This window comes from Salmonella sp. SAL-020, from assembly GCF_017372215.1.
Classification (GTDB): Bacteria; Pseudomonadota; Gammaproteobacteria; order Enterobacterales; family Enterobacteriaceae; genus Salmonella; species Salmonella enterica.
In genome coordinates this window covers 301,876-325,744 of the sequence record NZ_CP071690.1, presented here as the reverse complement: position 1 = coordinate 325,744, position 23,869 = coordinate 301,876, and the positions used below count along the sequence as shown (strand labels likewise).

25 protein-coding genes are annotated in these 23,869 nt (G+C 52.7%); 8 read left to right on the top strand and 17 right to left on the bottom strand.

Annotated elements, in window-relative coordinates:
- Window positions 1-168: 168 nt before the first annotated feature.
- Together J1G48_RS01485 and J1G48_RS01480 are read right to left on the bottom strand one after the other, a co-directional pair.
- Window positions 169-864, bottom strand: a complete 696-nt coding sequence (locus tag J1G48_RS01485) for a pirin family protein (RefSeq protein ID WP_000639789.1) — start codon at window positions 862-864, stop codon at window positions 169-171.
- A gap of 123 nt (window positions 865-987) precedes the next feature.
- The gene (locus tag J1G48_RS01480) at window positions 988-2,025 is read right to left on the bottom strand and encodes an oxidoreductase (RefSeq protein ID WP_000172387.1); all 1,038 of its coding nucleotides are present in this window, start codon (window positions 2,023-2,025) and stop codon (window positions 988-990) included.
- A 467-nt stretch (window positions 2,026-2,492) separates the two neighbouring features.
- Here J1G48_RS01480 and yhhY point away from each other — a divergent pair, with 467 nt between their 5' ends.
- The 5 genes from yhhY (at window position 2,493) to J1G48_RS01455 (ending at window position 7,293) form a co-directional block, all read left to right on the top strand.
- Window positions 2,493-2,981 (top strand): N-acetyltransferase, encoded by a 489-nt coding sequence (yhhY, locus tag J1G48_RS01475; RefSeq protein WP_001290277.1) that lies wholly within the window; start codon window positions 2,493-2,495, stop codon window positions 2,979-2,981.
- Window positions 2,982-3,245: 264 nt separating this feature from the next.
- Entirely contained in the window at window positions 3,246-4,460 is a 1,215-nt protein-coding gene (locus J1G48_RS01470) for a PfkB family carbohydrate kinase (RefSeq protein ID WP_000667440.1), read from the top strand.
- Window positions 4,461-4,475: 15 nt separating this feature from the next.
- Window positions 4,476-5,237 (top strand): glutamine amidotransferase, encoded by a 762-nt coding sequence (locus tag J1G48_RS01465; protein WP_001066507.1) that lies wholly within the window; start codon window positions 4,476-4,478, stop codon window positions 5,235-5,237.
- Window positions 5,238-5,290: 53 nt separating this feature from the next.
- The gene (locus J1G48_RS01460) at window positions 5,291-6,262 is read left to right on the top strand and encodes a DMT family transporter (RefSeq protein WP_001038948.1); all 972 of its coding nucleotides are present in this window, start codon (window positions 5,291-5,293) and stop codon (window positions 6,260-6,262) included.
- Window positions 6,259-7,293, top strand: coding sequence for a phosphotriesterase (locus tag J1G48_RS01455; protein ID WP_000675711.1), 1,035 nt, complete (start codon window positions 6,259-6,261; stop codon window positions 7,291-7,293). Before J1G48_RS01460 ends, J1G48_RS01455 begins: the two co-directional genes overlap by 4 nt.
- 44 nt (window positions 7,294-7,337) lie before the next feature.
- Here the strand turns inward: J1G48_RS01455 and ggt are convergent, their stop codons facing one another.
- On the bottom strand, window positions 7,338-9,080 hold the full coding sequence (ggt, locus tag J1G48_RS01450) for a gamma-glutamyltransferase (protein ID WP_000805107.1): 1,743 nt from the start codon (window positions 9,078-9,080) through the stop codon (window positions 7,338-7,340).
- A 125-nt stretch (window positions 9,081-9,205) separates the two neighbouring features.
- Between ggt and J1G48_RS01445 the strand changes: the two genes are divergently transcribed.
- Window positions 9,206-9,622 carry a DUF2756 family protein gene (locus tag J1G48_RS01445; protein ID WP_000826040.1) on the top strand — a complete coding sequence of 139 codons (417 nt, stop codon included), beginning with the start codon at window positions 9,206-9,208 and terminating at the stop codon, window positions 9,620-9,622.
- A 12-nt stretch (window positions 9,623-9,634) separates the two neighbouring features.
- Here J1G48_RS01445 and ugpQ read toward each other — a convergent pair whose 3' ends face one another.
- The 12 genes from ugpQ to livK all read right to left on the bottom strand — a co-directional run bounded on the left by ugpQ (window position 9,635) and on the right by livK (window position 20,418).
- Entirely contained in the window at window positions 9,635-10,375 is a 741-nt protein-coding gene (ugpQ, locus tag J1G48_RS01440; RefSeq protein ID WP_000073555.1) for a glycerophosphodiester phosphodiesterase, read from the bottom strand.
- Entirely contained in the window at window positions 10,372-11,442 is a 1,071-nt protein-coding gene (locus tag J1G48_RS01435) for a sn-glycerol-3-phosphate import ATP-binding protein UgpC (RefSeq protein ID WP_000907840.1), read from the bottom strand. Before J1G48_RS01435 ends, ugpQ begins: the two co-directional genes overlap by 4 nt.
- A gap of 1 nt (window position 11,443) precedes the next feature.
- Window positions 11,444-12,289 (bottom strand): sn-glycerol-3-phosphate ABC transporter permease UgpE, encoded by an 846-nt coding sequence (gene ugpE / locus J1G48_RS01430; RefSeq protein WP_000572196.1) that lies wholly within the window; start codon window positions 12,287-12,289, stop codon window positions 11,444-11,446.
- A complete protein-coding gene (gene ugpA, locus J1G48_RS01425; protein ID WP_000099303.1) occupies window positions 12,286-13,173 on the bottom strand; it encodes a sn-glycerol-3-phosphate ABC transporter permease UgpA in 888 nt (295 codons plus the stop codon). The genes ugpE and ugpA overlap by 4 nt, the downstream gene beginning before the upstream one ends.
- 104 nt (window positions 13,174-13,277) lie before the next feature.
- On the bottom strand, window positions 13,278-14,594 hold the full coding sequence (gene ugpB / locus J1G48_RS01420) for a sn-glycerol-3-phosphate ABC transporter substrate-binding protein UgpB (protein ID WP_000624755.1): 1,317 nt from the start codon (window positions 14,592-14,594) through the stop codon (window positions 13,278-13,280).
- 258 nt (window positions 14,595-14,852) lie between these two features.
- A complete protein-coding gene (locus tag J1G48_RS01415; RefSeq protein WP_000174964.1) occupies window positions 14,853-15,221 on the bottom strand; it encodes a type II toxin-antitoxin system death-on-curing family toxin in 369 nt (122 codons plus the stop codon).
- Window positions 15,218-15,439 carry a type II toxin-antitoxin system Phd/YefM family antitoxin gene (locus tag J1G48_RS01410; RefSeq protein WP_001522145.1) on the bottom strand — a complete coding sequence of 74 codons (222 nt, stop codon included), beginning with the start codon at window positions 15,437-15,439 and terminating at the stop codon, window positions 15,218-15,220. Before J1G48_RS01410 ends, J1G48_RS01415 begins: the two co-directional genes overlap by 4 nt.
- Window positions 15,440-15,569: 130 nt before the next feature.
- Window positions 15,570-16,283, bottom strand: a complete 714-nt coding sequence (gene livF, locus J1G48_RS01405; protein WP_000416114.1) for a high-affinity branched-chain amino acid ABC transporter ATP-binding protein LivF — start codon at window positions 16,281-16,283, stop codon at window positions 15,570-15,572.
- 1 nt (window position 16,284) lies between these two features.
- Window positions 16,285-17,052: a high-affinity branched-chain amino acid ABC transporter ATP-binding protein LivG gene (gene livG, locus J1G48_RS01400; RefSeq protein ID WP_000082080.1), complete on the bottom strand. Its 768-nt coding sequence runs from the start codon at window positions 17,050-17,052 to the stop codon at window positions 16,285-16,287.
- The gene (gene livM / locus J1G48_RS01395) at window positions 17,049-18,326 is read right to left on the bottom strand and encodes a branched chain amino acid ABC transporter permease LivM (RefSeq protein WP_000803764.1); all 1,278 of its coding nucleotides are present in this window, start codon (window positions 18,324-18,326) and stop codon (window positions 17,049-17,051) included. Before livM ends, livG begins: the two co-directional genes overlap by 4 nt.
- The gene (gene livH, locus J1G48_RS01390) at window positions 18,323-19,249 is read right to left on the bottom strand and encodes a high-affinity branched-chain amino acid ABC transporter permease LivH (RefSeq protein ID WP_000003007.1); all 927 of its coding nucleotides are present in this window, start codon (window positions 19,247-19,249) and stop codon (window positions 18,323-18,325) included. Before livH ends, livM begins: the two co-directional genes overlap by 4 nt.
- A gap of 59 nt (window positions 19,250-19,308) precedes the next feature.
- The gene (livK, locus tag J1G48_RS01385) at window positions 19,309-20,418 is read right to left on the bottom strand and encodes a high-affinity branched-chain amino acid ABC transporter substrate-binding protein LivK (protein WP_000822978.1); all 1,110 of its coding nucleotides are present in this window, start codon (window positions 20,416-20,418) and stop codon (window positions 19,309-19,311) included.
- A gap of 420 nt (window positions 20,419-20,838) precedes the next feature.
- Between livK and panM the strand changes: the two genes are divergently transcribed.
- Together panM and J1G48_RS01375 are read left to right on the top strand one after the other, a co-directional pair.
- Window positions 20,839-21,222, top strand: a complete 384-nt coding sequence (gene panM / locus J1G48_RS01380; RefSeq protein ID WP_000778873.1) for an aspartate 1-decarboxylase autocleavage activator PanM — start codon at window positions 20,839-20,841, stop codon at window positions 21,220-21,222.
- Window positions 21,200-21,334 (top strand): hypothetical protein, encoded by a 135-nt coding sequence (locus J1G48_RS01375; protein WP_001517957.1) that lies wholly within the window; start codon window positions 21,200-21,202, stop codon window positions 21,332-21,334. The genes panM and J1G48_RS01375 overlap by 23 nt, the downstream gene beginning before the upstream one ends.
- An 83-nt stretch (window positions 21,335-21,417) precedes the next feature.
- On the opposite strand, the gene livJ is transcribed toward J1G48_RS01375, so the two are convergent.
- Complete coding sequence (gene livJ, locus J1G48_RS01370) at window positions 21,418-22,521, bottom strand: branched chain amino acid ABC transporter substrate-binding protein LivJ (protein WP_001676601.1); 1,104 nt, start codon at window positions 22,519-22,521, stop codon at window positions 21,418-21,420.
- Window positions 22,522-22,842: 321 nt separating this feature from the next.
- The gene (gene rpoH / locus J1G48_RS01365) at window positions 22,843-23,697 is read right to left on the bottom strand and encodes an RNA polymerase sigma factor RpoH (RefSeq protein WP_000159621.1); all 855 of its coding nucleotides are present in this window, start codon (window positions 23,695-23,697) and stop codon (window positions 22,843-22,845) included.
- Window positions 23,698-23,869 lie beyond the last annotated feature (172 nt).

The following is a 23,869-nucleotide window of genomic DNA, read 5'->3' as shown; positions in this document are numbered from 1 at the left end:
CCTCAGTAAATCCCCGGGAGCGTACATTAAGTATGCGACCGGGGTGAGCGACAAATCTGCCGGGAGCAGATTTGAACGCTGCTCGCAGCGGCCCCGAAGGGGCGAGGCCTATGGATGGGCCGAGTAATAAAGCCAACACAGATGCGGCTTGAAGGATGACGTGTATTTTTAGACTGGCGGCAAGTCAAACAACAACACTTCACTGTCGCTATCGGCATGAATCGAGATTGCCTGCTCATCCCAAATCGCCAGGCCGTCGCTGGTGGTGGCTTTAGTACCGTTAATGGTCACGTTACCTTTTACCACCTGGATCCAGACGCGGCGCTCAGCGGCAATCTGATGCACCGACTGCTCATCTTTGAGCAGCGCCCAGCGGTACAGCTCCATATCCTGGTGGACCTTCAGCGAACCATCGCGAGCATCTGGCGAAAGCACCAGTTGCTTGCCCTGCGCGGCGTCGAAGCGGCGCTGTTCGTAGCGCGGCGTGATGCCTGTTTCTTGCGGAATGATCCAGATCTGGTACAGCCGCAGACGATCCGTTTTGCTCGGGTTGTACTCGGAGTGGCGAACGCCGGTCCCGGCGCTCATAATCTGGAATTCACCGGCCGGAACCTGTTCTTTATTGCCCATACTGTCCTGGTGTTCTACGGCACCTTCCAGCACATAGGTCAAAATTTCCATGTCTTTATGCGGATGCGTGCCGAACCCCTGGCCTGCGTCGATCACATCGTCGTTAATCACACGCAGCGCCGAGAACCCCATAAAGTTCGGATCGTAATAATCGGCAAAAGAAAAAGTATGCCAGGAGTCAAGCCAGCCATGATTCGCATGACCGCGGTCGTTTGCTTTGCGTAAGTAGATCATTGTGTTCATCCCCAGATGTTTTCGATGGAATAAGTGTGGACTCATTCCGTCCGGGATCATAGAGGGTGAAAATTGACTCCTCTGTTCAAAAAATATGAATAAGCGCAGAGGAGTCTGTAAGGGCTATTTAGCGAGGGTTATCGTCGCAGGCGATGCCTGTTCGAAAGCACGCTCGAGGATTTCCAGGTTGGTAAGAACTTCAGATTCCTTGACGTAATTAGGCGTACCGACGGTCAACGTCTGGTACAGCGCATCATAGACGCGACCATAGTCACCCGTTTCCGGTTTCACCTCTTCTTTCACGGTCACGCCGTCATCGTTAACATATTCCAGCACGCCGACGGATTCGTCAGCGGCGAAACCGGGTTCACCGGGCATAATGTTCGCTTTCAGGCTGGTTTCTTGTTGATCGATACCGTATTTCACAAACGAACCTTTGGTGCCGTGAACAATAAACTTCGGATAGTCGATTTTCACCAGATGGCTGGTTTTAACGATAGCCTTCAAATCGCCATAAAACAGTTGCGCTTCAAAGGTGTCATCCGGATTCGCTTTATTACGCAGGCTACGAATGTCATACGCGACATGATCCGGGCGGCCAAATAGCGAAATAATTTGATCCATGGTGTGGACGCCAAGTCCATAGAATGCGCCGTCCTGCGGCAGGCCCGGTTTGGTTTCTGCTACCGGGCGGTAATAATCGAAATGGCTTTCAATTTCGACAATCTTGCCCAGTTTGCCGCTCTCTATCGCTTTTTTAGCCGTGAGAAAACAGGAATCAAAACGACGATTCTGATACGGCGTAACGGTCAGTCCTTTGCTTCGCGCCAGGTCGAACAACACTTTTGCCTCCGCCAGCTTCGGCGTGAAAGGTTTCTCAACCAGCACATTTTTACCCGCTTCCAGCGCGCGTTTGGCGTATTCGAAATGGCTGTCAGCATGCGTACAGACGATCACCAGCTTTACCTGCGGATCGCCCAACACCTCATCCAGATCGTTGGTGAAGTGAATATGTGAATACTGTGGCGCCTGCTCTTCCGGTTTAGCGTGACGACGGAAAATATGCGCGACATGCCAGGTATCTTTACGATTCAGAACATAGGGGAGATGGTAACGGGTGGTACTTTTGCCGAATCCAATAAATGCGCAGTGTAAGGTCATGAGACGATCCTTTTGAAGATGATTGTTTACACCATAGCGCAAAGCGTGAGGAGACTGAATGTTGGATTCTTTGCCGGATGCGGCGTTGCCTTTTTGGGCCTACAAAAGCAGATGCCTCAAGATCGGGCGTAAGTGGCGCAGGCAGATTGTTCACGGCAAGCGCGCAGGGCCCGGAGCGTACTAAATGTACGTGAGGAGCACGAGCACTTCCCGGGGACAAAATGACAAGTAAGCCAGGCTGAAACAAAACCCAAAAAAAAAGCCAGCAAAAGCTGGCCAAAATAATACTGGAAGCAATGTGAGCAATGTCGTGCTTTCAGGTTCTCCGTAGGGGTTCCCCTGAATGCAAGGCAATAATAATCATTCTCATTCGCACTTGTCTACTTCTTTTTGCAAAAAAATGCAGTTGACGGAATTTTCTTTCTCAGCGAGTGTAAATACACAATTCCCCCTGCAGGAGATAAGGAATGAGTGAAATAGTGATACGCCACGCTGAACCGAAAGATTACGACGCCATTCGTCAGATCCACGCCCAGCCGGAGGTGTACCACAACACGCTACAGGTTCCTCATCCTTCCCTCGAAATGTGGCAGGCGCGGCTAACCGAGCAAGCCGGGGTTAAACAACTGGTTGCCTGCATTGACGATATTGTCGTTGGCCATCTTTCTATTCAGGTCACCCAACGTCCCCGTCGCAGCCACGTGGCCGATTTTGGTATCTGCGTGGATGCCCGGTGGCACAATCGTGGCATTGCCAGCGCGCTGATCCACACCATGATCGACATGTGCGACAACTGGCTGCGCGTCGAGCGTATTGAGTTAACGGTGTTTGTTGATAACGAGCCCGCGGTGGCGGTGTATAAGAAGTACGGCTTTGAAATCGAAGGCACCGGTAAGAAATACGGCCTGCGCAACGGTGAGTACGTTGATGCGTACTTTATGGCGCGCGTGAAATAGCGCTTCCCCGCCCCACCCTGTGGGGCGAAACGTCACAAACCTTCACAACATCCCAGTTATTGCAACCTACTTCCCCTATATCAAAACAATAACCACCTGAATTTCATGGTTATTGCCGCTTTAAGCTTTATCACCGTTTTTTCCGTAATTTTAGCAATATTAATATTACATTTTTGTTTTTTTTTGGTTTCTGCCATCACTTTATGGTGACAATCACAACAATATACTCCTCCCGGGACTAATTTAACCACGGTGAGGTAAAAAATGAAATTTGAACGCCATCATAGAATATTGAAGGAACTCAGTATTTCGGGAGTTGTAAAAGTTTCAAATCTGGCGAAAAGTCTCAAGGTAACAAAGGAAACTATTCGTTCAGATCTCAATGAACTTGCCGGACAGGGATATCTTACTCGCTGTCATGGTGGTGCATTTATTACCCTTGATTCTCTTGATAACGTCGCAAAAAATGAAATTGCTTATGTGCTGGAAAAATATGAATCAGCGCAGAAAATAAAAAAAGGTCTCTCTGCCATGAAAAATAATGTATGTGTTATTGGCTCGTTCAATGTTGATATCATCAGTTATCTACCGAGATTACCCTCAACGGGAGAATCATTGCTGGCCGATAAATTTATTTTTTCACCCGGCGGTAAGGGATGTAATCAGGCATTAGCAGCAAGCTATGCCGACTCTGATGTGCATTTTATTACTAAAGTCGGCTCAGATCATTTTAGTGATTACGCCATTAATTTTATAAACTCATCAAAAATCCATAAAAGTGTTATCTACCAGACCAAAGAAACACAAACAGGTACAGCAACCATCATGGTGAATGGAGATACCGGAGATAACGTCATCGCTATCTACCCTGGCGCCAACATGACAATTTCCCCTGATGAAATCACCATTCAGAAAGAAGCCATTGTTCATTCAGATATTGTTCTTGTCCAACTGGAGACGAATTACGAAGCGCTGCAGCAAACAATTCGTCTCGCACAAAAAAATGACATACCGGTCATCATCAATCCAGCGCCGTACAATGACATGGTTAACACCATCATTGATAACATTGACTATATTACGCCAAATGAAACGGAAGCAGGCCTGCTGGCCAATATGGCGGTTAATGATATCGAATCAGCCAAATGCGCGGCCAAAATTATTCACCAGAAAGGCGTCAAAAATACCATTATTACGTTAGGTAGCAAAGGTTCGCTTGCTTATGATGGCACACAATTCATCTATTCCCCGGCATTTCCGGCGGTTGTAAAAAATACTGCGGGAGCGGGTGACGCTTTCAATGGCGCACTCGCATCTGGTCTTGCAAAAGGAAAGTCACTGGCATCCGCATTGTGCTACGCCAGCGCATTTGCCTCACTTGCGGTTGAAACGCCTAATGCCTCTGATATGCCGGAAAACGACTCCGTTCTTCATCGTATTCAGGGTTCACATTACAAACAAACTATCTCTACTCACTAAATCAAGGAGCAGACTATGAACAATACGCAGAAAAAACTAAAGGTGCTCTTTATTGGAGAATCCTGGCATATTCATATGATTCATTCAAAAGGTTATGACAGTTTCACCTCCAGTAAATATGAAGAAGGCGCTACATGGTTACTGGAATGCTTGAGGAAAGGCGGCGTTGATATTGATTACATGCCTGCCCACACGGTACAAATTGCCTTTCCAGAGAGTATTGACGAATTAAACCGTTACGATGTGATTGTTATTAGCGACATTGGTAGTAATACCTTCCTGTTGCAAAACGAGACATTTTATCAGCTAAAAATAAAACCAAACGCTCTGGAGTCCATTAAAGAGTACGTCAAAAATGGCGGTGGACTACTCATGATTGGTGGCTATCTGTCGTTCATGGGTATTGAGGCAAAAGCCAATTATAAGAACACCGTTCTTGCTGAGGTTCTGCCAGTTATTATGCTTGATGGCGATGACCGGGTAGAAAAGCCCGATGGTATCTGTGCTGAGGCTGTCTCACCTGAACATCCTGTTGTTAACGGGTTCTCAGATTATCCGGTATTTCTTGGATATAACCAGGCCGTCGCCAGAGACGATGCCGATGTCGTATTAACAATAAATAATGACCCATTGTTAGTGTTCGGTGAATACCAACAGGGTAAAACCGCCTGCTTTATGAGTGACTGCTCCCCACACTGGGGAACCCAGCAGTTTATGTCATGGCCGTTTTATACCGACCTGTGGGTCAACACACTTCAATTCATCGCCAGAAAATAAAAAACAATGGAGTAACGAAAGTTACTCCTTTTATAAAATATAAGGATTGATGTATGAACAAGAATAAGTACTCAACCCCCTTACTGATGCTTGCCACCATCTTAGCCGGTATGCTTTCCCCGATGCAGTCTGCCGTTAATGGGCAGTTAGGACATTGGTTACAAGACGGTAATGCTTGCGCAGTAATCTCGTTTGCCAGCGGTCTGGTCGTCATGTTTTTTATTATTATTGCGCGCAAAGAAACACGCCAGCAATTCGCCTCAATCCCTACTCTGATTAAAAAGAGAAAAATCCCGCTATGGAATTGGTTTGCAGGATTATGCGGGGCGATGGTCGTATTTTCTGAAGGCGCATCCGCCAGCGCGCTGGGCGTTGCCACCTTTCAAACGGCATTAATTTCCGCTCTGCTTCTTTCCGGCCTGCTGTGCGACCGTTTTGGCATCGGTGTGGAGGAGAAGAAATATTTTACGCCATGGCGCATTACTGGCGCATTATTCGCCGTTATCGCCACCATTTTTGTCGTGTCGCCACAGTGGCACTCAACCTCGTTTATCCTGCTCGCTATCCTCCCCTTTTTGGCAGGGTTACTCGCTGGCTGGCAGCCTGCGGGAAATGCGAAAGTCGCCGAGGCAACGGGCTCCATGCTGGTGTCCATTACATGGAACTTCATCGTCGGCTTTTGTGTCCTGGGCGCGGCGCTGGCGATACGTATCGCATTAGGCCATGTCACCATTCAGTTACCCGATACATGGTGGATGTATCTCGGTGGTCCGCTGGGTCTGCTGTCCATCGGGCTAATGGCGATTCTGGTGAGAGGCTTAGGGCTATTGATGCTGGGCGTAGCGTCAACAGCAGGCCAACTGCTTGGCTCAGTGCTAATTGATGAATTGATCCCTTCATTAGGCAATACGGTCTACCTGGTCACCATCATCGGTACGCTGTTCGCGTTAGTCGGTGCGATTGTGACCACCATCCCTGAATACAGAGCATCCAAAATGGCGCAAAGAATAGAGGTGTCAGAATGAAAGGTTTCCTGCAAACCGTAACAGGCCCGGTGGCGCATACGGATATGGGGCTGACGCTACCGCATGAACATCTGTTTAACGATCTGTCTTCGGTCGTAGACGAGCCACATTATGCTTTTTCACAGCAACTGGTGGGAAAGAAAGTCAGTGCTGACCTGCAGTGGGGGCTGAAACACGACCCATACTGCTGCGCCGATAACATGGACCGCAAAGAGATTGATGATGTTATCTTCGAAATCAATAATTTTATGTCTTTAGGCGGCAGGACGATTGTCGACGCCACCGGATCAGAATCCATTGGACGGGATGCCTCAGCGCTGCGAGAAGTTGCCTTAAAAACGGGTTTGAATATCGTTGCGTCATCCGGACCTTATCTGGAGAAATTTGAAAGTACCCGGATCCATAAACCTGTTGAGCTGTTAGCCTCACTCATTGATAAAGAACTGAATCAGGGTATTGGCGAGACGGATATTCGCGCTGGCATGATCGGTGAAATCGGCGTATCCCCCGCGTTTACCCAAGCGGAGCGTAACAGCCTGCGGGCAGCGTCTCTGGCACAATGTAACAACCCCCATACGGCGATGAATATCCATATGCCGGGGTGGCTGCGGCTGGGGGATGAGGTGCTGGATATCGTGCTGGAAGAAATGAACGTCTCTCCGGCAAAAGTCTCGCTGGCGCATTCGGACCCTTCAGGAAAAGATGTCGTCTATCAACGTAAAATGCTCGACCGTGGCGTATGGCTTGAATTTGACATGATTGGTCTGGACATCACCTTCCCAAAAGAAGGTGTCGCGCCGGGCGTTCAGGAGACCGCAGATGCAGTAGCGAATCTGATTGTACTGGGTTACGCCGACCAAATCGTTTTAAGCCATGATGTTTTTCTCAAACAGATGTGGGCGAAAAATGGCGGAAATGGCTGGGGGTTTGTCCCGAATGTCTTCCTCGCCTATCTGGCTGCTCGCGGAGTAGACAACGATACTCTGCGCAAGCTTTGTATTGATAATCCAGCCCGATTACTCACGGCATAATCTGCAAATAGCCCGGTGTCTGACACCGGGCCTGGAATTAAAAATCAGTATCCCGCCGTTAAATCATCCACCGAACGCGGGTCAGACGCACCGTACAGTTCGCCATCCGGGCCAACCATAATACTTTGGGTACTGCCCATCGCTTCTTTCAGCGCGACTTTCTGCCCTTTCTGTTCCAGCAACTTCAGCGTATCGGGACTGAAGCCCTTTTCTACCCGCAGTTCGTCCGGCAACCATTGATGATGGAAACGCGGCGCGTTGGTCGCTTCGGCGACGTTCATGCCGAAATCAATGCTGTTCACTACCATTTGCAGTACGGTAGTGATGATTCGACTCCCGCCAGGGCTGCCGGTCACCAGCCAGGTTTTGCCGTCTTTTACCACGATAGTGGGCGACATCGACGACAGCGGACGCTTCTTCGGACCGACCGCGTTAGCATCGCCGCCCACCAGGCCATAAACATTAGGTACACCGGGTTTAGCAGAAAAATCATCCATTTGATTATTCAGCAGAATACCGGTATTTCCCGCCACAATTCCTGTGCCGAAGGTGGTGTTCAGGGTATAGGTCACCGCCACAGCATTGCCGTCTTTATCCACCACCGAGAAGTGGGTGGTCTGGTTGCTTTCATACGGGGCGAGCTTGCCCGGTTTTATCTGGCTGGAAGGTTTGGCCTTGTTGATATCAATTTGATCGGCCAGCGTTTTCGCATAGGCTTTGTGGGTCAGCGCCTGCCACGGCACTTTCACAAAGTCCGGATCGCCCAGATACTCTGAGCGGTCAGCGTAGGCGTATTTTTCCGCTTCCGCCATGATTTGCATGGCATCGGCGCTGCCAAAGCCGTACTTCTTCATGTCGAAATTTTCAAGAATATTAAGGATCTGTACGATGTGAATACCGCCCGAGGATGGCGGCGGCATGGAGAAGACCTGATACCCGCGATAGTCACCGCTGATTGGCGTACGCTCAACGGCTTTATAGTTGGCTAAATCCTCTTTGGTCATCAGACCGCCGTTCTTCTGCATTTCTCCGGCTATCTGGTCAGCAATCGCCCCTTTATAAAACGCATCCGGGCCGTTTTCGGCAATCATTTCCAGGCTTTTCGCCAGATTCTTCTGGATCAGCTTATCGCCTTTTTTCAGCGGCTCGCCGTCTTTCCAGAAAATGGCTTTGCTGTTCTCATGGTTGGGGATCACTTCGCTGCCGTAAGTTTTTAAGTCGTCGGCCAGCGCATCGTTAACCACAAAACCCTCTTCCGCCAGCTTCATCGCCGGACGCACCACTTTATTCAGCGGCATCGTGCCGTATTTCTCCAGCGCCAGCGAGAACCCCGCCACGGTACCCGGCGTACCGGATGCCAGATGCGACGTCAGCGACTTTTTCGCATCGGCGTTACCCTGATCGTCGAGGAACATATCACGGGTCGCGCCAGCCGGCGCCATTTCACGAAAATCAATCGCCGTAGTGTTACCGTCTTTGGTGCGCAGCAGCATAAATCCCCCGCCGCCCAGATTCCCGGCTTGCGGATGCGTGACAGCCAGCGCATAGCCCACGGCGACGGCGGCATCCACGGCATTACCGCCCTGCTTTAAGATATCCACGCCAACCTGCGTCGCCATTGCATCCACCGAGGCCACCATCCCTTGCGTCGCCCGCACAGGATGAAAGACATCTTCTTCAACACCATAGGAGACTGGCGGCGCGACGGGAGGATTGGCCACCGCGCTAAACGTCCCCCCGGCCAGCAGAGCGGCGATCGCCACCCAGCGCATAAACGTTGGTTTCATCGTTGTTTTTCTCCAGATAAATGGGTGTATGTCCCGTTTAATCCTGGTCCACAACGCTTAAAAAATCATCATCATGGCGAAATAGAGGTACACTTAAAAAGAGGCCTCATCGGGAGGAGACGACAATGAAACGCTTACTACTTATTACGGCTTTGTTACCCTTTGCTGTATTGGCCCAGCCAATTAACACTATGAATAATCCTAATCAGCCAGGTTATCAGATCCCCAGCCAGCAGCGTATGCAGACGCAGATGCAAACGCAGCAGATTCAGCAGCAGGGTATGTTGAAACAACAGATGCAAACGCAGGCGCGCAGCCAGCAGCAAAATCTACAGTCGCAGTTGAATGCCAATACGCAGCGGGTTCAGCAGGGACAGCCGGGCAACGGTATGCTCGGTCAGCAAACGCTGCCCAATACGCAGGGCGGAATGCTCAGCGGCAGCGGAAATCCGGACCAGATGCTAAACCATTCCCAGCCAATGTTGCAGCAGGACAGCGGGACGCCGCAGCCTGACATCCCGCTGAAAACCATCAGCCCTTAAAACTGACGGCCCTTAAAACTGAAAGTGAGGGCCGATGTCATCAATGCGATCGGTGCAGATACAATCCACGCCCCAGCGCAGCAGCTCTGCCGCCCGCTGGGACTGATTGACGGTATACACCAGAATCCGCAGACCCGCGGCCTTAATCTCTTGCACTCGCGTCTCATCGAGTAATTTATGGTTGAGATGGAGGGAAACACAGCCCAGACGGGTCGTCAGTTCACGCCAGTCTTCACGCCATTTATCCAGCAGTAACCCGCGCGGCAGTTCAGGTGCTGCCGCCTGCGCCGCTTCCAGCGCCTCTATCTCAAAGGAAGAAAGCAGCGGCGGCGTCATCCCGGCCCACAGTTCGCGGGCGGCCGACGCCACGACGCGTCCTGTTAGCCTTCCGCTCCCCGTTGTCGGTTTGATCTCAATATTCGCCATCATGCCGTGTTTACGGCAGCGCTCCGCCACCTGCGAGAGCAACGGCAGCGGCTCGCCTTTAAATTCGCCGCTAAACCAACCGCCAGCGTCCACACGCAATAAATCCTGCCAGTTCAACTCGCCCGCCACGCCCCAACCGTTGCTGGTGCGCTCCAGGTTATCGTCATGCAGCAGGAAAATTTCGCCGTCTTTCGACAGCTTGGCATCAAACTCAATCATGGTGTGCCCGTATCGCGCGCCCACGTCAATCGCCGCCAGAGTGTTTTCCGGCGCCAGTTTACCGCCGCCGCGATGGGCGACAATGTGGGGATAAGGCCAGTTACTCATACACGTTGTCCTGTTTCGCCATCAAAAAGATGCCGCTGATGTTCCGGCAGATGCAGCCATAGCATACTGCCCGCCGCCGGGCGTTGCTGATGCGCCAACCGCACCACCAGTTTCTGATCGCCCCAGCGCCCATGCGCCAGATTATCCGCGCCCAGAATCTCCAGCGTATCTACCGTTAGCGGCACGCCGCCTTCCGCCTGCGAGCTTAACGCAATATGCTCCGGGCGGATACCCAGCGTCATTTTACGTCCGGCATGACCCCGATAGCCCGCACCAATCGGCAACGCCAGACCGCCAGGCAATTCGAAACGGTCGCCGGAAGCGCTGATAACACCATCCAACAGATTCATCGCCGGGCTGCCAATAAAGCTCGCCACGAAGCGACTGGCCGGTTTTTCATACACCTCTACCGGCGTGCCAATCTGTTCTGCGACGCCTTTATTCATCACCATCACCCGCTGGGCCAGCGTCATCGCCTCTACCTGATCGTGAGTAACATAGAGCGAGGTGGTACGAAGACGACGATGCAGATGTTGTAACTCCAGACGCATCTGCACACGCAGCTTGGCGTCGAGGTTAGAGAGCGGTTCGTCGAATAAGAAGACTGCCGGTTCGCGGACGATCGCGCGCCCCATTGCCACGCGCTGCCGTTGACCGCCGGAAAGCTCGCGTGGACGGCGTTTAAGCAGGCCGTCCAGCTCCAGAATGCGCGCCGCCTCCCGCACGCGTTCTTCAATATGCGCTTTGCTCATACCGCGAATTTTCAGCCCCCACGCCATGTTCTCCTCTACGCTCATATGGGGATAGAGAGCATAGTTCTGAAATACCATCGCGATGCCGCGATCTTTGGGCTCCATCTCGGTGACACGTTTGCGATCAATCCAGATATCGCCGCTGGTCACGCGTTCCAGACCGGCCACCATCCGCAACAACGTTGATTTGCCGCAGCCGGACGGCCCGACCATCACGATAAATTCGCCATCCGCCACGTCCAGCGTTAACGGTTGAATGACCTGGGTTTTGCCGTCCCAGCTTTTGGTTACTGCCTGTAGTTTTAAACCAGCCATTTTATTTCTCACTATCGACCAGGCCACGCACAAACGCGCGCTGCATGGCTAACACAATTACGACCGGGGGAATCAGAGTCAGCAGCATCGCGGCCATCACCTGGTTCCATTGCGTGGTACCTTCGCCGGTGGCGATCATCCCTTTGATACCCGCTACGGCAGTGCCAAGATTCACGTCGGTGATAATCAACAGCGGCCACAGATACTGGTTCCAGCCGTAGATAAAGGTGATGACGAATAACGCCGCCAGGTTGGTTTTTGACAGCGGCAACACGATGTCGCGGAAAAAGCGCATCGGCGACGCGCCGTCAATACGGGCCGCCTCCACCAGTTCATCCGGAAGCGTCATAAAGAACTGACGAAACAGGAAAGTGGCGGTAGCGGACGCCATCAGCGGTAGCGTCAGACCGGCATAGCTGTCGAGCATTTTCAGGTTGGCGATCACTTCCACCGTCGGGAAGATACGCACTTCAACCGGCAACATCAGGGTGATAAAAATCATCCAGAAGAACAGGTTACGCAGGGGAAAACGAAACCAGACGATGGCGAATGCGGAAAGCATAGATACCGTGATTTTGCCTACCGTAATGCTGAACGCCATAATGAAACTGTTAAGCATCATCAGCCAGAATGGCGCGCTATTAACACCGACGCCGTTGACCCAAATAGTTTTGATATTCTCCAGTAACTGCGTGCCGGGAAGCAGCGTCATCGGCGTCTCAAACACCGCGCGGTCGTCCAGCGTCGCCGCGACAAACGCGACATACAGCGGAAACAAAATGACCGCGATCCCCAGAATCAGCATGGTATGGCTGAATATTGTCAGCCCGCGACGATTCTCTATCATTGGTAACGCACCTTACTTTCCACATAGCGGAACTGCACCACCGTCAGAATGATGACGAGGAACATCAACACCACCGACTGCGCGGCGGACGCCGAGAGATCCAGGCCGGTAAACCCTTCGCGATAGATCTTATAAATCAGCGTCGTGGTGGCTTGTACCGGCCCGCCGGCGGTCGCGGCGTCAATCACCGGGAAGGTGTCGAAAAAGGCGTACACCAGGTTGACCACCAGCAGGAAGAAACTGACCGGCGCAATAAGCGGCAAAGAAAGCCGGAAGAAACGACGAATCGGCCCGGCGCCGTCAATGGCCGCCGCTTCCACCAGCGAGCGGGGAATGGATTGCAGCGCGGCAAAGAAGAATAAAAAGTTGTAACTAATCTGCTTCCAGACTGACGCAAATACCACCAGGAACATCGCCTGACCGCTGTTTTGCGCGTGGTTCCAGTCATAGCCGAATTCGCCGAGGAAATGGGTGATTAATCCCCGCCCCGGGTTAAACAGGAAAATCCACAATACGGCGGCGACGGCGGGCGCGACGGCATAAGGCAGCAGCATCAGCGTCTGATAAAAACGGCTGCCGCGCACCACGTAATCCACCAGGGCGGCGAAAAACAACGAGACCAGCAGGCCGCTAAACGTGACCAGCGCGCTGAATTTAATCGTCGTCCAGAAGGCATCGAGATAATAACTGTCGTGAAAAAGCGCGACGAAATTCTCCAGCCCGACAAATTGGCTGGAAAAACCAAACGGATCGACGCTTTGCAGCGAATACCACAGCGCTTCGCCCGCAGGCCAGATAAAGAAAATAACGGTGATAACCAACTGCGGAGCAACCAGTAAATACGGCAGCCAGCGCGAGCGGAACACCGGACGGGATGATGACATGAAGATTCTTTTCCTGGAAGGTGCCGGATGGCGGTGCAAGCACCTTATCCGGCCTACAAACGCTGTAGGCCTGATAAGCGCAGCGCCATCAGGCACTTATACACTTAAGATTTGCTCGCTTTCTCAAAACGACGCAGTAACTGATTCCCGCGATCCACCGCGGTATCCAACGCCTGTTGTGGGGTTTTCTTCCCGGTCCAGACGCTTTCCAGCTCTTCGTCCACGATGGTACGAATCTGCGGCATATTGCCCAGACGCAAGCCTTTGGTGAAGGGTAACGGCGGCTTATTCAACATCTGGCGAGTGGCGATATCCGCACCGGGGTTTTTATCGTAATAACCCTGCTCGCGGGTCAGCTCGTAGGCGGCGGTGGTAATCGGCAGGTAGCCGGTTTTTTGATGCCATTCAGCAGCGTTTTCCGGTTTTGCCAGGAAGTCGAGGAATTTGGCGACGCCGGTATAGGTTTCTTTATCTTTACCCTGCATGACCCATAGGCTGGCTCCGCCGATAATAGCGTTTTGCGGCGCGCCCTTGATATCCGCGTCGTACGGCATCATACCCACGCCATAGTTAAATTTGGCATACTGGCGGATATTGGCGAGCGAGCCGGAGGACGCGGTTGTCATCGCGCAGTCACCGTTATAAAACTTCTCGGTAGACTCGTCCTTACGCCCAACATAGCTAAAATCGCCTTTTTTATTCATCTCTTCCAGCAGCGCGATATGTTTCACCTGCTCTGGCTTATTAAACTCCAGCACCGCATCTGTACCGTCAAAACCATTGTTTTTACTGGCGAAGGGGAGACCGTTCCAGGCGCTGAAGTTTTCCAGTTGGATCCAGCCTTGCCAGCCGCTGGCGTAACCGCATTTCATGCCTGCCGCTCTCAGTTTCGCGGTATAGTCAGCCAGCTCCTGCCAGGTTTTCGGCGGCTGTTCCGGATCTAAACCGGCTTTCTTAAAGGCGTCTTTGTTGTAGTACAGTACCGGCGTGGAGCTGTTAAAGGGCTGGGAGAGCAGATGCCCGCTTTTAGCATCGGTGTAGTAGCCTGCAACGGTCGGTACAAACTGGGACTCGTCAAAGTTAATACCGGCGTCTTTAAACACTTCATAAACCGGCTTAATGGCTTTCGAGGCCATCATGGTCGCTGTCCCAACCTCATAAACCTGCAATATTGCCGGCGCGTTGCCGGTACGGAATGCCGCGATCCCGGCGCTCAGGTTCTGTTCATAGTTCCCCTTATAGACCGGAACGATTTTGTAATCCGGATTGGCCTGGTTGAAACGTTGCGCCAGTGAATCAACTTCTTTGCCTAACTCCCCTTCCATTGAATGCCAGAATGGAATAGTGGTGACGGCCAACGTCTGACCCGTAAATGCCAGACTCAGCGCCAGTCCTAAAGCTGTATGTCGTAACGATATCATCGGTTATCTCTCTTTTTGTGCCGGGATGCGCGATATCACGCGTTTTATGTTCGCGGGGGTAACATGACATGCTCGAATGACAGAAAAATAACTTTTTTATTACAAAAAAAAGATAGTAAGGCGACAGAGAGATGGCAAGGCAGTGAAAGCGCCGGAAAAGAAAAGTGGGAGCTACGGCACGGATAGGTACGACATTATTCCCGGGGGCGGCGCACATGCCGTAACTCAACCAGGCGGAGCGTCGCCGGGATTAACGTCTCAGGCGCGTAAGCGAACGACAATTTGCTCCAGCGTAAGCCGCCCTGCCGCCGCATCGACTGTCATATCGACAAAATCCGGATTCGCAGCGAGTGAGATCCCGTTACGCTTTAAAAACAGCAGCGTAATAAATAAGGCGGTACGTTTGTTACCATCATTGAAGATATGCCCACGGGATATAGCGAGCAAATGCATTGCCGCCAGCAGCCACACGTCGGTCACCCCTTCATATTCGATTTGATTGAGTACCCGGTACATTAGCGCTTCCGCGCGGCCAGGATCAGGCATGCCTGTTACACCAGGCGTAACGCGGAGAAGCCTGTCGTGAAACTGAATTATCTCTTCCGCTGAGATAAGTTGTAGGGTCATTTATCCGCCAGCTCCCTGAGCTCATTGCCATGAACCGCCATAATGGCAGCAAACTCATCATCCATTCGCGCCGTCTGATAACGCTCAAACTCCTCGGCGCTGATGATCACTGCGGACTTATGCCCACGACGCGTGATGGTGACAGGGCCCGCCGTCACCGCGCTTTCCAGGACTTCGGCCAGATTTTGCCGCGCTTCGCTATAGTTAACCGTACGCATAAACATCTCCCCAGTTGTACATGTTTATTGTACAACAAACACGTACAAAAAAAGAGCCATCAGGCTCTTTTGAAAAATTTTACCGCTTGCCGTTACCGGGCGCGGCGCACGCGCTTCCCCCTGGCACAGTCTAACCGCCCAGATAGGCGCTGCGCACCGCTTCGTTCGCCAGCAGTGCATCACCGGTATCGGATAGCACCACGTGGCCGTTTTCCAGCACATAACCGCGGTCGGCGAGCTTCAGCGCCTGGTTAGCGTTTTGCTCGACAAGGAAGATGGTCATACCCTGCTCGCGCAACTGCTCAATGGTGTCGAAGATCTGCTGGATGATGATCGGCGCCAGCCCCAGCGACGGTTCATCCAGCAGCAATAGCCTCGGCTGGCTCATCAGCGCGCGGCCAATCGCCAGCATCTGCTGTTCGCCGCCGGACATGGTGCCCGCTCGCTGGATACGGCGTTCATGCAGGCGCGGAAACAGCTCGTACACCCATTTGATACGCTCCTGAAACCGATCGCGCTCGGCAAAAAAACCGCCCATCGCCAGGTTCTCTTCTACCGTCATCCGCGAGAAGACGCGCCGCCCTTCCGGCACTATCGCCACCGCTTCACGCATGATTTTCGCCGTCTGCCAGTCGGTTATGTCTTTACCGTCAAACACCACCCGTCCGCTGGAGGCGCGCGGATCGCCGCACAAGGTGCCAAGCAGCGTCGTTTTCCCCGCGCCGTTAGCGCCAATCAGGGTAACGATTTCCCCCTGGTTGATGTGCAGACTGACGTCGTGCAGCGCCTGAATCTTGCCGTAGTGGGCGCTGACTTTTTCAAACGTTAACATCGTTTTTTCCATCTTATGCCTCACCCAGATAAGCGCGGATGACGTCCGGGTTGTTGCGGATCTCTTCCGGCGTGCCGTTCGCCAGCGGCGTGCCCTGGTTCACCACGTAAATGCGATCGGAAATGCCCATCACCAGCTTCATATCGTGTTCAATCAGCAAGATAGTGGTGTTGTGATGGTTACGTAGTTCGGCAATCAGCTCATCCAGCTCTTTGGTCTCTTTCGGGTTAAGGCCGGCCGCCGGTTCGTCGAGCATCAGAATTTCTGGCTGCGTCACCATGCAGCGGGCAATCTCCAGCCGGCGCTGGTCGCCGTAGGCCAGATTACTGGCCTGGCGATTGGCATGTTCCAGCAGGCCAATACGCTCAAGCCAAGTCGCCGCGCGGTCCAGCGCTTCACTTTGCGCGCGGCGGAAAGCGGGCGTTTTCAACAGGCCGGAAAAGAGGCCCGTTTTCAATTGCTGGTGCTGCGCCACCAGCAGGTTTTCAATCACCGTCATTTCACGGAACAGACGCACATGCTGGAAAGTACGTACCACGCCCATGCGGGCGATCTGCTGGCCCGGCAATCCTTCCAGATGCCGCTCGCGCAACATGATCGTACCGCCTGTCGGCTTATAAAAACCGGTCAGGCAGTTAAACACCGTCGTTTTACCCGCGCCGTTAGGGCCAATCAGCGACACAATTTCCCGCTCACGCAATTCCAGCGATACATTGTTGACCGCCAGCAAACCGCCAAAGCGCATCATCAGGCCGTTAACCGCTAATAATGGCTGACTCATGCCTGCTCTCCTTTCGCCTGACCACTTTTCAGCTTCAACTGCGGACGCGTCATCGGCAGCAATCCCTGCGGGCGCCAGATCATCATCAACACCATCAAACCGCCGAGCATCAACATGCTGTATTCGTTGAAATCGCGCATCAACTCGCGCGACACCACCAACAGAACCGCCGCCAGGATCACCGCAAACTGCGAGCCCATTCCGCCCAGCACCACAATCGCCAGCACGAAGGCGGATTCGGCGAAGGTGAAAGATTCCGGGCTGACAAAGCCCTGGCGGGCGGCAAACAACGTCCCGGCGAAACCGGCAAACGCGGCGCTGATAGTAAAAGCGGTCAGCTTGATGCGCGTCGGGCTTAAACCTAATGAGCGACAGGCGATCTCATCCTCACGCAACGCTTCCCACGCCCGGCCCAGCGGCATACGCAGCAGGCGGTTAATGACAAACAGCGACAGGACCACCAGCAACAGGGCCACCAGATAGAGGAAAATGACCCGGTCGGATGGGTCGTACTTCACGCCAAAGAAATTGCTGAAGGTATCCCAGCCGCCTTCTCGGGTGTTGCGGCTAAACTCCAGACCAAATAGCGTCGGTTTGGGGATCTGGCTGATACCGTTCGGGCCGCCGGTAATTTCCGTGTTGTTGAGCAGCAGGATACGGACGATTTCGCCGAAGCCGAGCGTCACAATCGCCAGATAGTCGCCGCGCAGACGCAGTACCGGGAAGCCGAGCAGGAAACCAGCAGCGGCGGAGACCAGTCCCGCCAGCGGCAGGCAGGTCCAGAAACCCAAACCATAATAGTGGTTGAGCAGCGCAAAGGTATAAGCGCCGATGGCGTAAAAGCCGCCGTAGCCCAATACCAGCAGGCCGGACAGCCCCACCACCACGTTCAGCCCCAGACCGAGGATGATATAAATCATGGTCATAGTGGCGATATCCACGCTACCGCGCGACACCATAAACGGCCACGCCACGGCGATAACCAACAGCGCCATCAGAAACAGCTTTTGCTTAACGGTAGAGCCATCGATCGCCGGCAGAATAAACTTCGGTCCGGAGACGTGCTTCACCGCTTTCTGGAACATCGGACGCAGCAACTGAAAGAAAAAAACCACTGCCGTACCGATAAAGATCCACTGCCAGCGGATGTCGGCGGCGGTATCCACCACCAGTTTGGTGCCGTCCAGCTCCAGTTGTACGCCCATGAAGACGCCAGCCAGAACGAAGAACATCGCCGCAGAGAACAGAGCCATCGCAATATGCATCGGTTTCATACTTTCTCTACCTCCGGACGCCCCAGGATACCGGTCGGCATCACCAGCAGTACCAGAATCAGCAGAGCGAACGATACGACATCTTTATATTCGGTACTTAAATATGCAGACGAGAGCGCTTCGGCGACGCCCAAAATCAGACCGCCGATCATCGCGCCCGGAATGCTGCCAATACCGCCCAGCACCGCCGCGGTGAACGCTTTCATCCCGGCCATAAAACCGATGTAGGGGTTAATTACGCCATAGAACTGACCGAGTAGCACGCCCGCCACCGCCGCCATTGCCGCGCCGATAACAAACGTTAGCGCAATGACGCGGTCGGTATTAATGCCGAGCAGGCTGGCCATTTTTAGATCCTCCGCGCAGGCGCGGCAGGCGCGGCCCATCCGGGAGTAGCGAATGAAAATGGTGAGCGCCAGCATAGCCAGAAAGGTGACTATCCAGATAACCGCCTGCATGGTGGTGATGGACGCGGAAAAGTTTTCGCTGCTGCCCACAATCCACTGGCCGTTAAACAGGCTGGGTAACGCCACGTCGCGCGAACCTTCCGTCAGGCTGACGTAGTTTTGCAGGAAGATGGACATCCCGATGGCGGAAATCAGGGCAATCAGGCGCTTGGAGTTGCGCACGGGCCGGTAAGCGACTCGCTCGATACTCCAGCCGTAGGCGCTGGCAATAATAATCGCGCCGATAAATCCGGCGGCCACCAGGAGCCAACTGGTGTCTATTCCCATCATCATTAGCGCGGCGATGATCATAAAAGAGACGTAGCTGCCGATCATATACACCTCGCCATGAGCGAAGTTGATCATGCCGATAATGCCGTACACCATCGTATAACCGATAGCAATCAGCGCGTAGGTGCTCCCCAGCGTGACGCCGTTAAACATCTGCTGCAAGAAATAGAGAAACTGCTCGGACATAAGGTAACCTTTTTAAACCCGCCCGGCGTGCGGGCGGTGGGATAACTTATCTTCTGGCATTACTTCGCGACGGTTGACGAGCCGTCGGCGTGCCACTGGAAGACGCCAAATTCAAATCCCTTAAGATCGCCTTTTTCATCCCATTTCAGCGGCCCAATAACGGTATCAGCCCCGTTAGCTTTAAGATCTTTCACCAGATCCAGCGGAGCATGGCTGGCGCTACGCGTCATTGCGGTCGCCAGTGACTGGACGGTGGCGTAGGTGATCCAGACGTACGGACCGCTGGGATCTTTCTTGTCGGCTTTCAGCGCTTCGACAATCGCTTTATTCGCCGGGTCCTGGTCATAACGTTTTGGCATCGTCACCAACATGCCTTCCGCCGCACCGCCCGCAATATTGGACAGCGACGCGTTACCTACGCCTTCCGGCCCCATAAATTGCGTTTTCAGGCCATTAGCCCGCGCCTGGCGCAGCATCTGCCCCATTTCCGGGTAGTAGCCGCCGTAATACACAAAGTCGATATTCTCTTTTTGCAAGCGGGCAATCAGGGCGGAGAAATCTTTTTCACCGGCGGTAATACCATCAAAAAAGACAATATTGGCATTGCCCTGCTTCAGGCCATCCTGCACGGAGCGCGCCAGTCCTTCGCCGTATTGCTGTTTATCGTGAATGATAGCGATGCGCTGCGGCTTCACCGTTTCCAGGATGTATTTCGCGGCCGTTGGCCCCTGGGAGGAGTCCAGGCCGGCGGTACGCATAATGTACTGATAGCCGCGCTGGGTCAGCTCCGGGTTAGTCGCCCCCGGAGAGATCATCAGAATACCTTCATCTTCATAGATATCGGATGCTGGCTGAGTAGAAGAAGAACACAAGTGACCAATAACGTACTGAATACCGTCGTTAACGATTTTGTTGGCCACCGCCACCGCCTGTTTTGGATCGCAGGCATCATCGTACTCTACGCCGACCAGCTTATCGCCTTTAATACCGCCTTTAGCGTTGATGTCTTTAATGGCCTGGCGCGCGCCGTTAAATTCCATATCGCCCCATTGCGCTACCGGGCCGGACATCGCCCCGACTATGGCGACTTTAATATCATCTGCCATTGCCCCCTGCGAGACTGCTAATGCAACAATCCCTGCGATTATTGTTTTCGCTTTCCGTTTCATGTGCCTGTATCCCCATTCGTGATGTTATATGTTTTGTTTTTGCTGGTTAAAAAGCAGACTGTACTTTTTATAAATGGTGCGCTTTTTACTGACTCATTAATGAGTTAGCGCAGCATTTAAAGCATAATAAGATTAAAATCTCTATTTTTCAGTCTATTAAGAAAAGATAATATTCTGCTTTTCGCTATAGATAAACAAAAAAAAGCACGCTTGTCAGCATAAAATAACGGCATATTAAGTGGAATAATTCACTAGCATTCAGGGAATTATGCTGCCTGTTTTCCATTCTCTAATGCTTCAAACTGTAATTATCGTTGTTAAAAAATTAATAACCTGGTAAATGACACAAAAAAGAGAAAGCATCTGGCCTGCCTGTTTCGGTACACTGATCGCATCTTTTGAAATCGGGACAAGCCGTCGATGAAGCTGACTATTCTTCGTTTAGAACACTTTAGCGCTCAGGATCAGATCGATCTGGGCAAAATCTGGCCGGAATATTCCGCCTCCTCATTAAGCGTAGATGAAACGCACCGGATTTATGCCGCGCGGTTTAACGAGCGTTTGTTGGGCGCCGTAAGAGTGACGCTGAGCGGAACGCAGGGCGCGCTGGATTCCTTACGCGTGCGTGAAATCACCCGTCGTCGCGGCGTCGGGCAATACCTGGTAGAAGAAGTCATCCGCGATAATCCCAACGTCTCGTCGTGGTGGATGGCGGATGTCGGTGTTGAAGACCGCAGCGTGATGGCCGCGTTTATGCAGGCGTTAGGTTTTACCGCCCAGCATGACGGCTGGGAGAAGCGCTAAAAGAAAGCCGGATGGCGCTGACGCTTATCCGGCCTACATGCCGGGAGAAAAGATAAAAACCACCTCGCAATTTTCCAAGAATTTCGCGTTGCAGGCAGGCGGCAAGTTATGAAATCCCCGGGAGCTTACATAAGTAAGTGACCGGGGTTGAATAACGTAGCCAACGCACCTGCAGCGCGAAAGGCGCCAGGAAAATCACTTGGCGTCTGTCGCCGTACCATTCGCATGCCAGTCAAACACGCCGAACTCAAATCCTTTCAGATCGCCTTTCTCATCCCACGACAGCGGTCCCATTACGGTGTCGACCGTGGCGCCTTTCAGGTATTTGGCAATTTCCGCCGGATCGTCAGACTGGTTCAGACCCGCCTGCAACGATTGCAGCGCGGCGTAGGTGGTCCAGACAAACGCGCCGCTAGGATCTTGTTTCTTGGCTTTGATAGCATCCACAATCGGTTTGTTCGCCGGGACCTGGTCGTAGTTCTTCGGTTTGGTGACCAGTAAGCCTTCCGCTGACTCTCCGGCGATGTTAGACAGCGACACGTTCGCCACCCCTTCCGGCCCCATAAACTGGGTTTTCAGCCCTGCGGCGCGGGACTGGCGCAGGATCTGCCCCATTTCCGGGTGATAACCGCCGTAGTAGACAAAGTCGATATTCTCTTTTTTCAGACGCGCTACCAGAGTGGAGAAATCTTTTTCGCCGGCGGTGATGCCGTCAAAGAATACGACGTTAACGCCGCCTTTCTTCAGACCGTCCTGCACCGCGCGCGCCAGCCCTTCGCCGTACTGCTGCTTATCGTGGATAATCGCGATGCGCTGCGGTTTTACCTTCTCCAGAATATACTTTGCCGCCGTTGGCCCCTGGTCAGAGTCCAGACCGGTGGTGCGCAAAACCAGCTTATAGCCGCGTGCGGTCAGCTCCGGCGCGGTCGCCGCCGGGGTTATCATCAGGATGCCTTCGTCTTCGTAGATATCAGAGGCTGGCTGTGTGGAAGAGGAGCATAAGTGTCCGATAACATACCTGATGCCGTCGTTCACCACTTTGTTAGCGACAGCTACCGCCTGTTTCGGGTCGCAGGCGTCGTCATATTTCACCGCGACGAGCTTATCGCCTTTAATACCGCCTTTCGCATTGATATCGGCAATTGCCTGCTCCGCACCGGTAAATTCCTGGTCGCCATACTGCGCCACCGGACCGGACATCGCGCCGACAACCGCGACTTTAATGTCCTCTGCGAATGCCATATGGCTTAATGACAGGGCGATACATCCTGCCAATAACGTTTTACCCTTCATATTCATCCTGATAATCCCCATTATTCTGGTTGTTACGTGTGTTGTGGTGTTATTGTTCAGCACTTTATTTCGATTATTGGCTAGCTACCCGTGCTTTAGCAGCATACTCTGCTAAAACATACCCGATTTTTATTATTTTGGAATAGCTAAATTTACATTCAGATAACAGATTTGTGTCGGTGGGGGAGAGGAAGGGTCCGTAGGCCCGATAAGCGAAGCGCCATCGGGCAAACGTGTTGCCGGATGGCAGGGTAAACGCCTTATCCGGCCTACAAAAAACAAAACCCCCGAATTCACATTCGAGGGTTCATTGGCAATTCGCGAAGATTACGCTTCGATCGCAGCGCGAAGCTTTTTCATGGCGTTCTTTTCAAGCTGGCGCACACGCTCAGCGGAGACGCCGTAACGATCGGCCAGCTCCTGCAACGTAGACTTATTGTCTTCGTCCAGCCAGCGAGCGCGGATAATATCCTGGCTACGCTCGTCGAGCCCCTGCATCGCGTCGGTCAGTCGGTTGGCGGCCTGCTCTTCCCAGTTATCGTCTTCAATGCCGTCGGCAAAGTTAGACGATTTATCCTGCAGATACAGCACCGGCGCCATTGGCTGGCTGTCGGACTCATCGTCCGAAGACATGTCAAACGTCATGTCCTGCGCCGCCATACGCGACTCCATCTCACGCACGTCTTTACTGGAAACACCCAGTTCGCGCGCCACCATTTCAACCTCATCCTGATTAAACCAGCCCAGACGCTGCTTGGTTTTACGCAGATTAAAGAACAGCTTACGCTGCGCTTTCGTGGTTGCGACTTTAACGATACGCCAGTTACGCAGCACGTATTCGTGAATTTCTGCTTTAATCCAGTGTACGGCGAAGGAAACCAGGCGCACGCCTACTTCCGGGTTAAAACGACGTACGGCTTTCATCAGGCCGATGTTGCCTTCCTGGATCAAATCCGCCTGCGGCAGACCATAGCCCGCATAGTTACGAGCAATATGAACAACAAAGCGCAGGTGAGACAGGATCAGCGTTTTAGCTGCTTCCAGATCGCCCTGGTAATGCAGCCTTTCAGCCAATGCCCGCTCCTCGTCAGCCGATAACATCGGCCACGCGTTCGCCGCCCGGATATAAGATTCCAGGTTGCCAACAGGGGCTAAAGCTAAATTTTGCATTTCTTTGGTCATTCAAATCCTCTCAATCAGTATTGCCTGGCACCGTCAGCGAGCAACAACCGTGCCAAAGCCGATGAGCAACGAGAATATCATCCACTCTTTTATCAGACAGTGATTTTATCCACAAGTTCAATGTAACACTGTGCATAATTTACACACATAATGTGACATGAAGATGAAACGC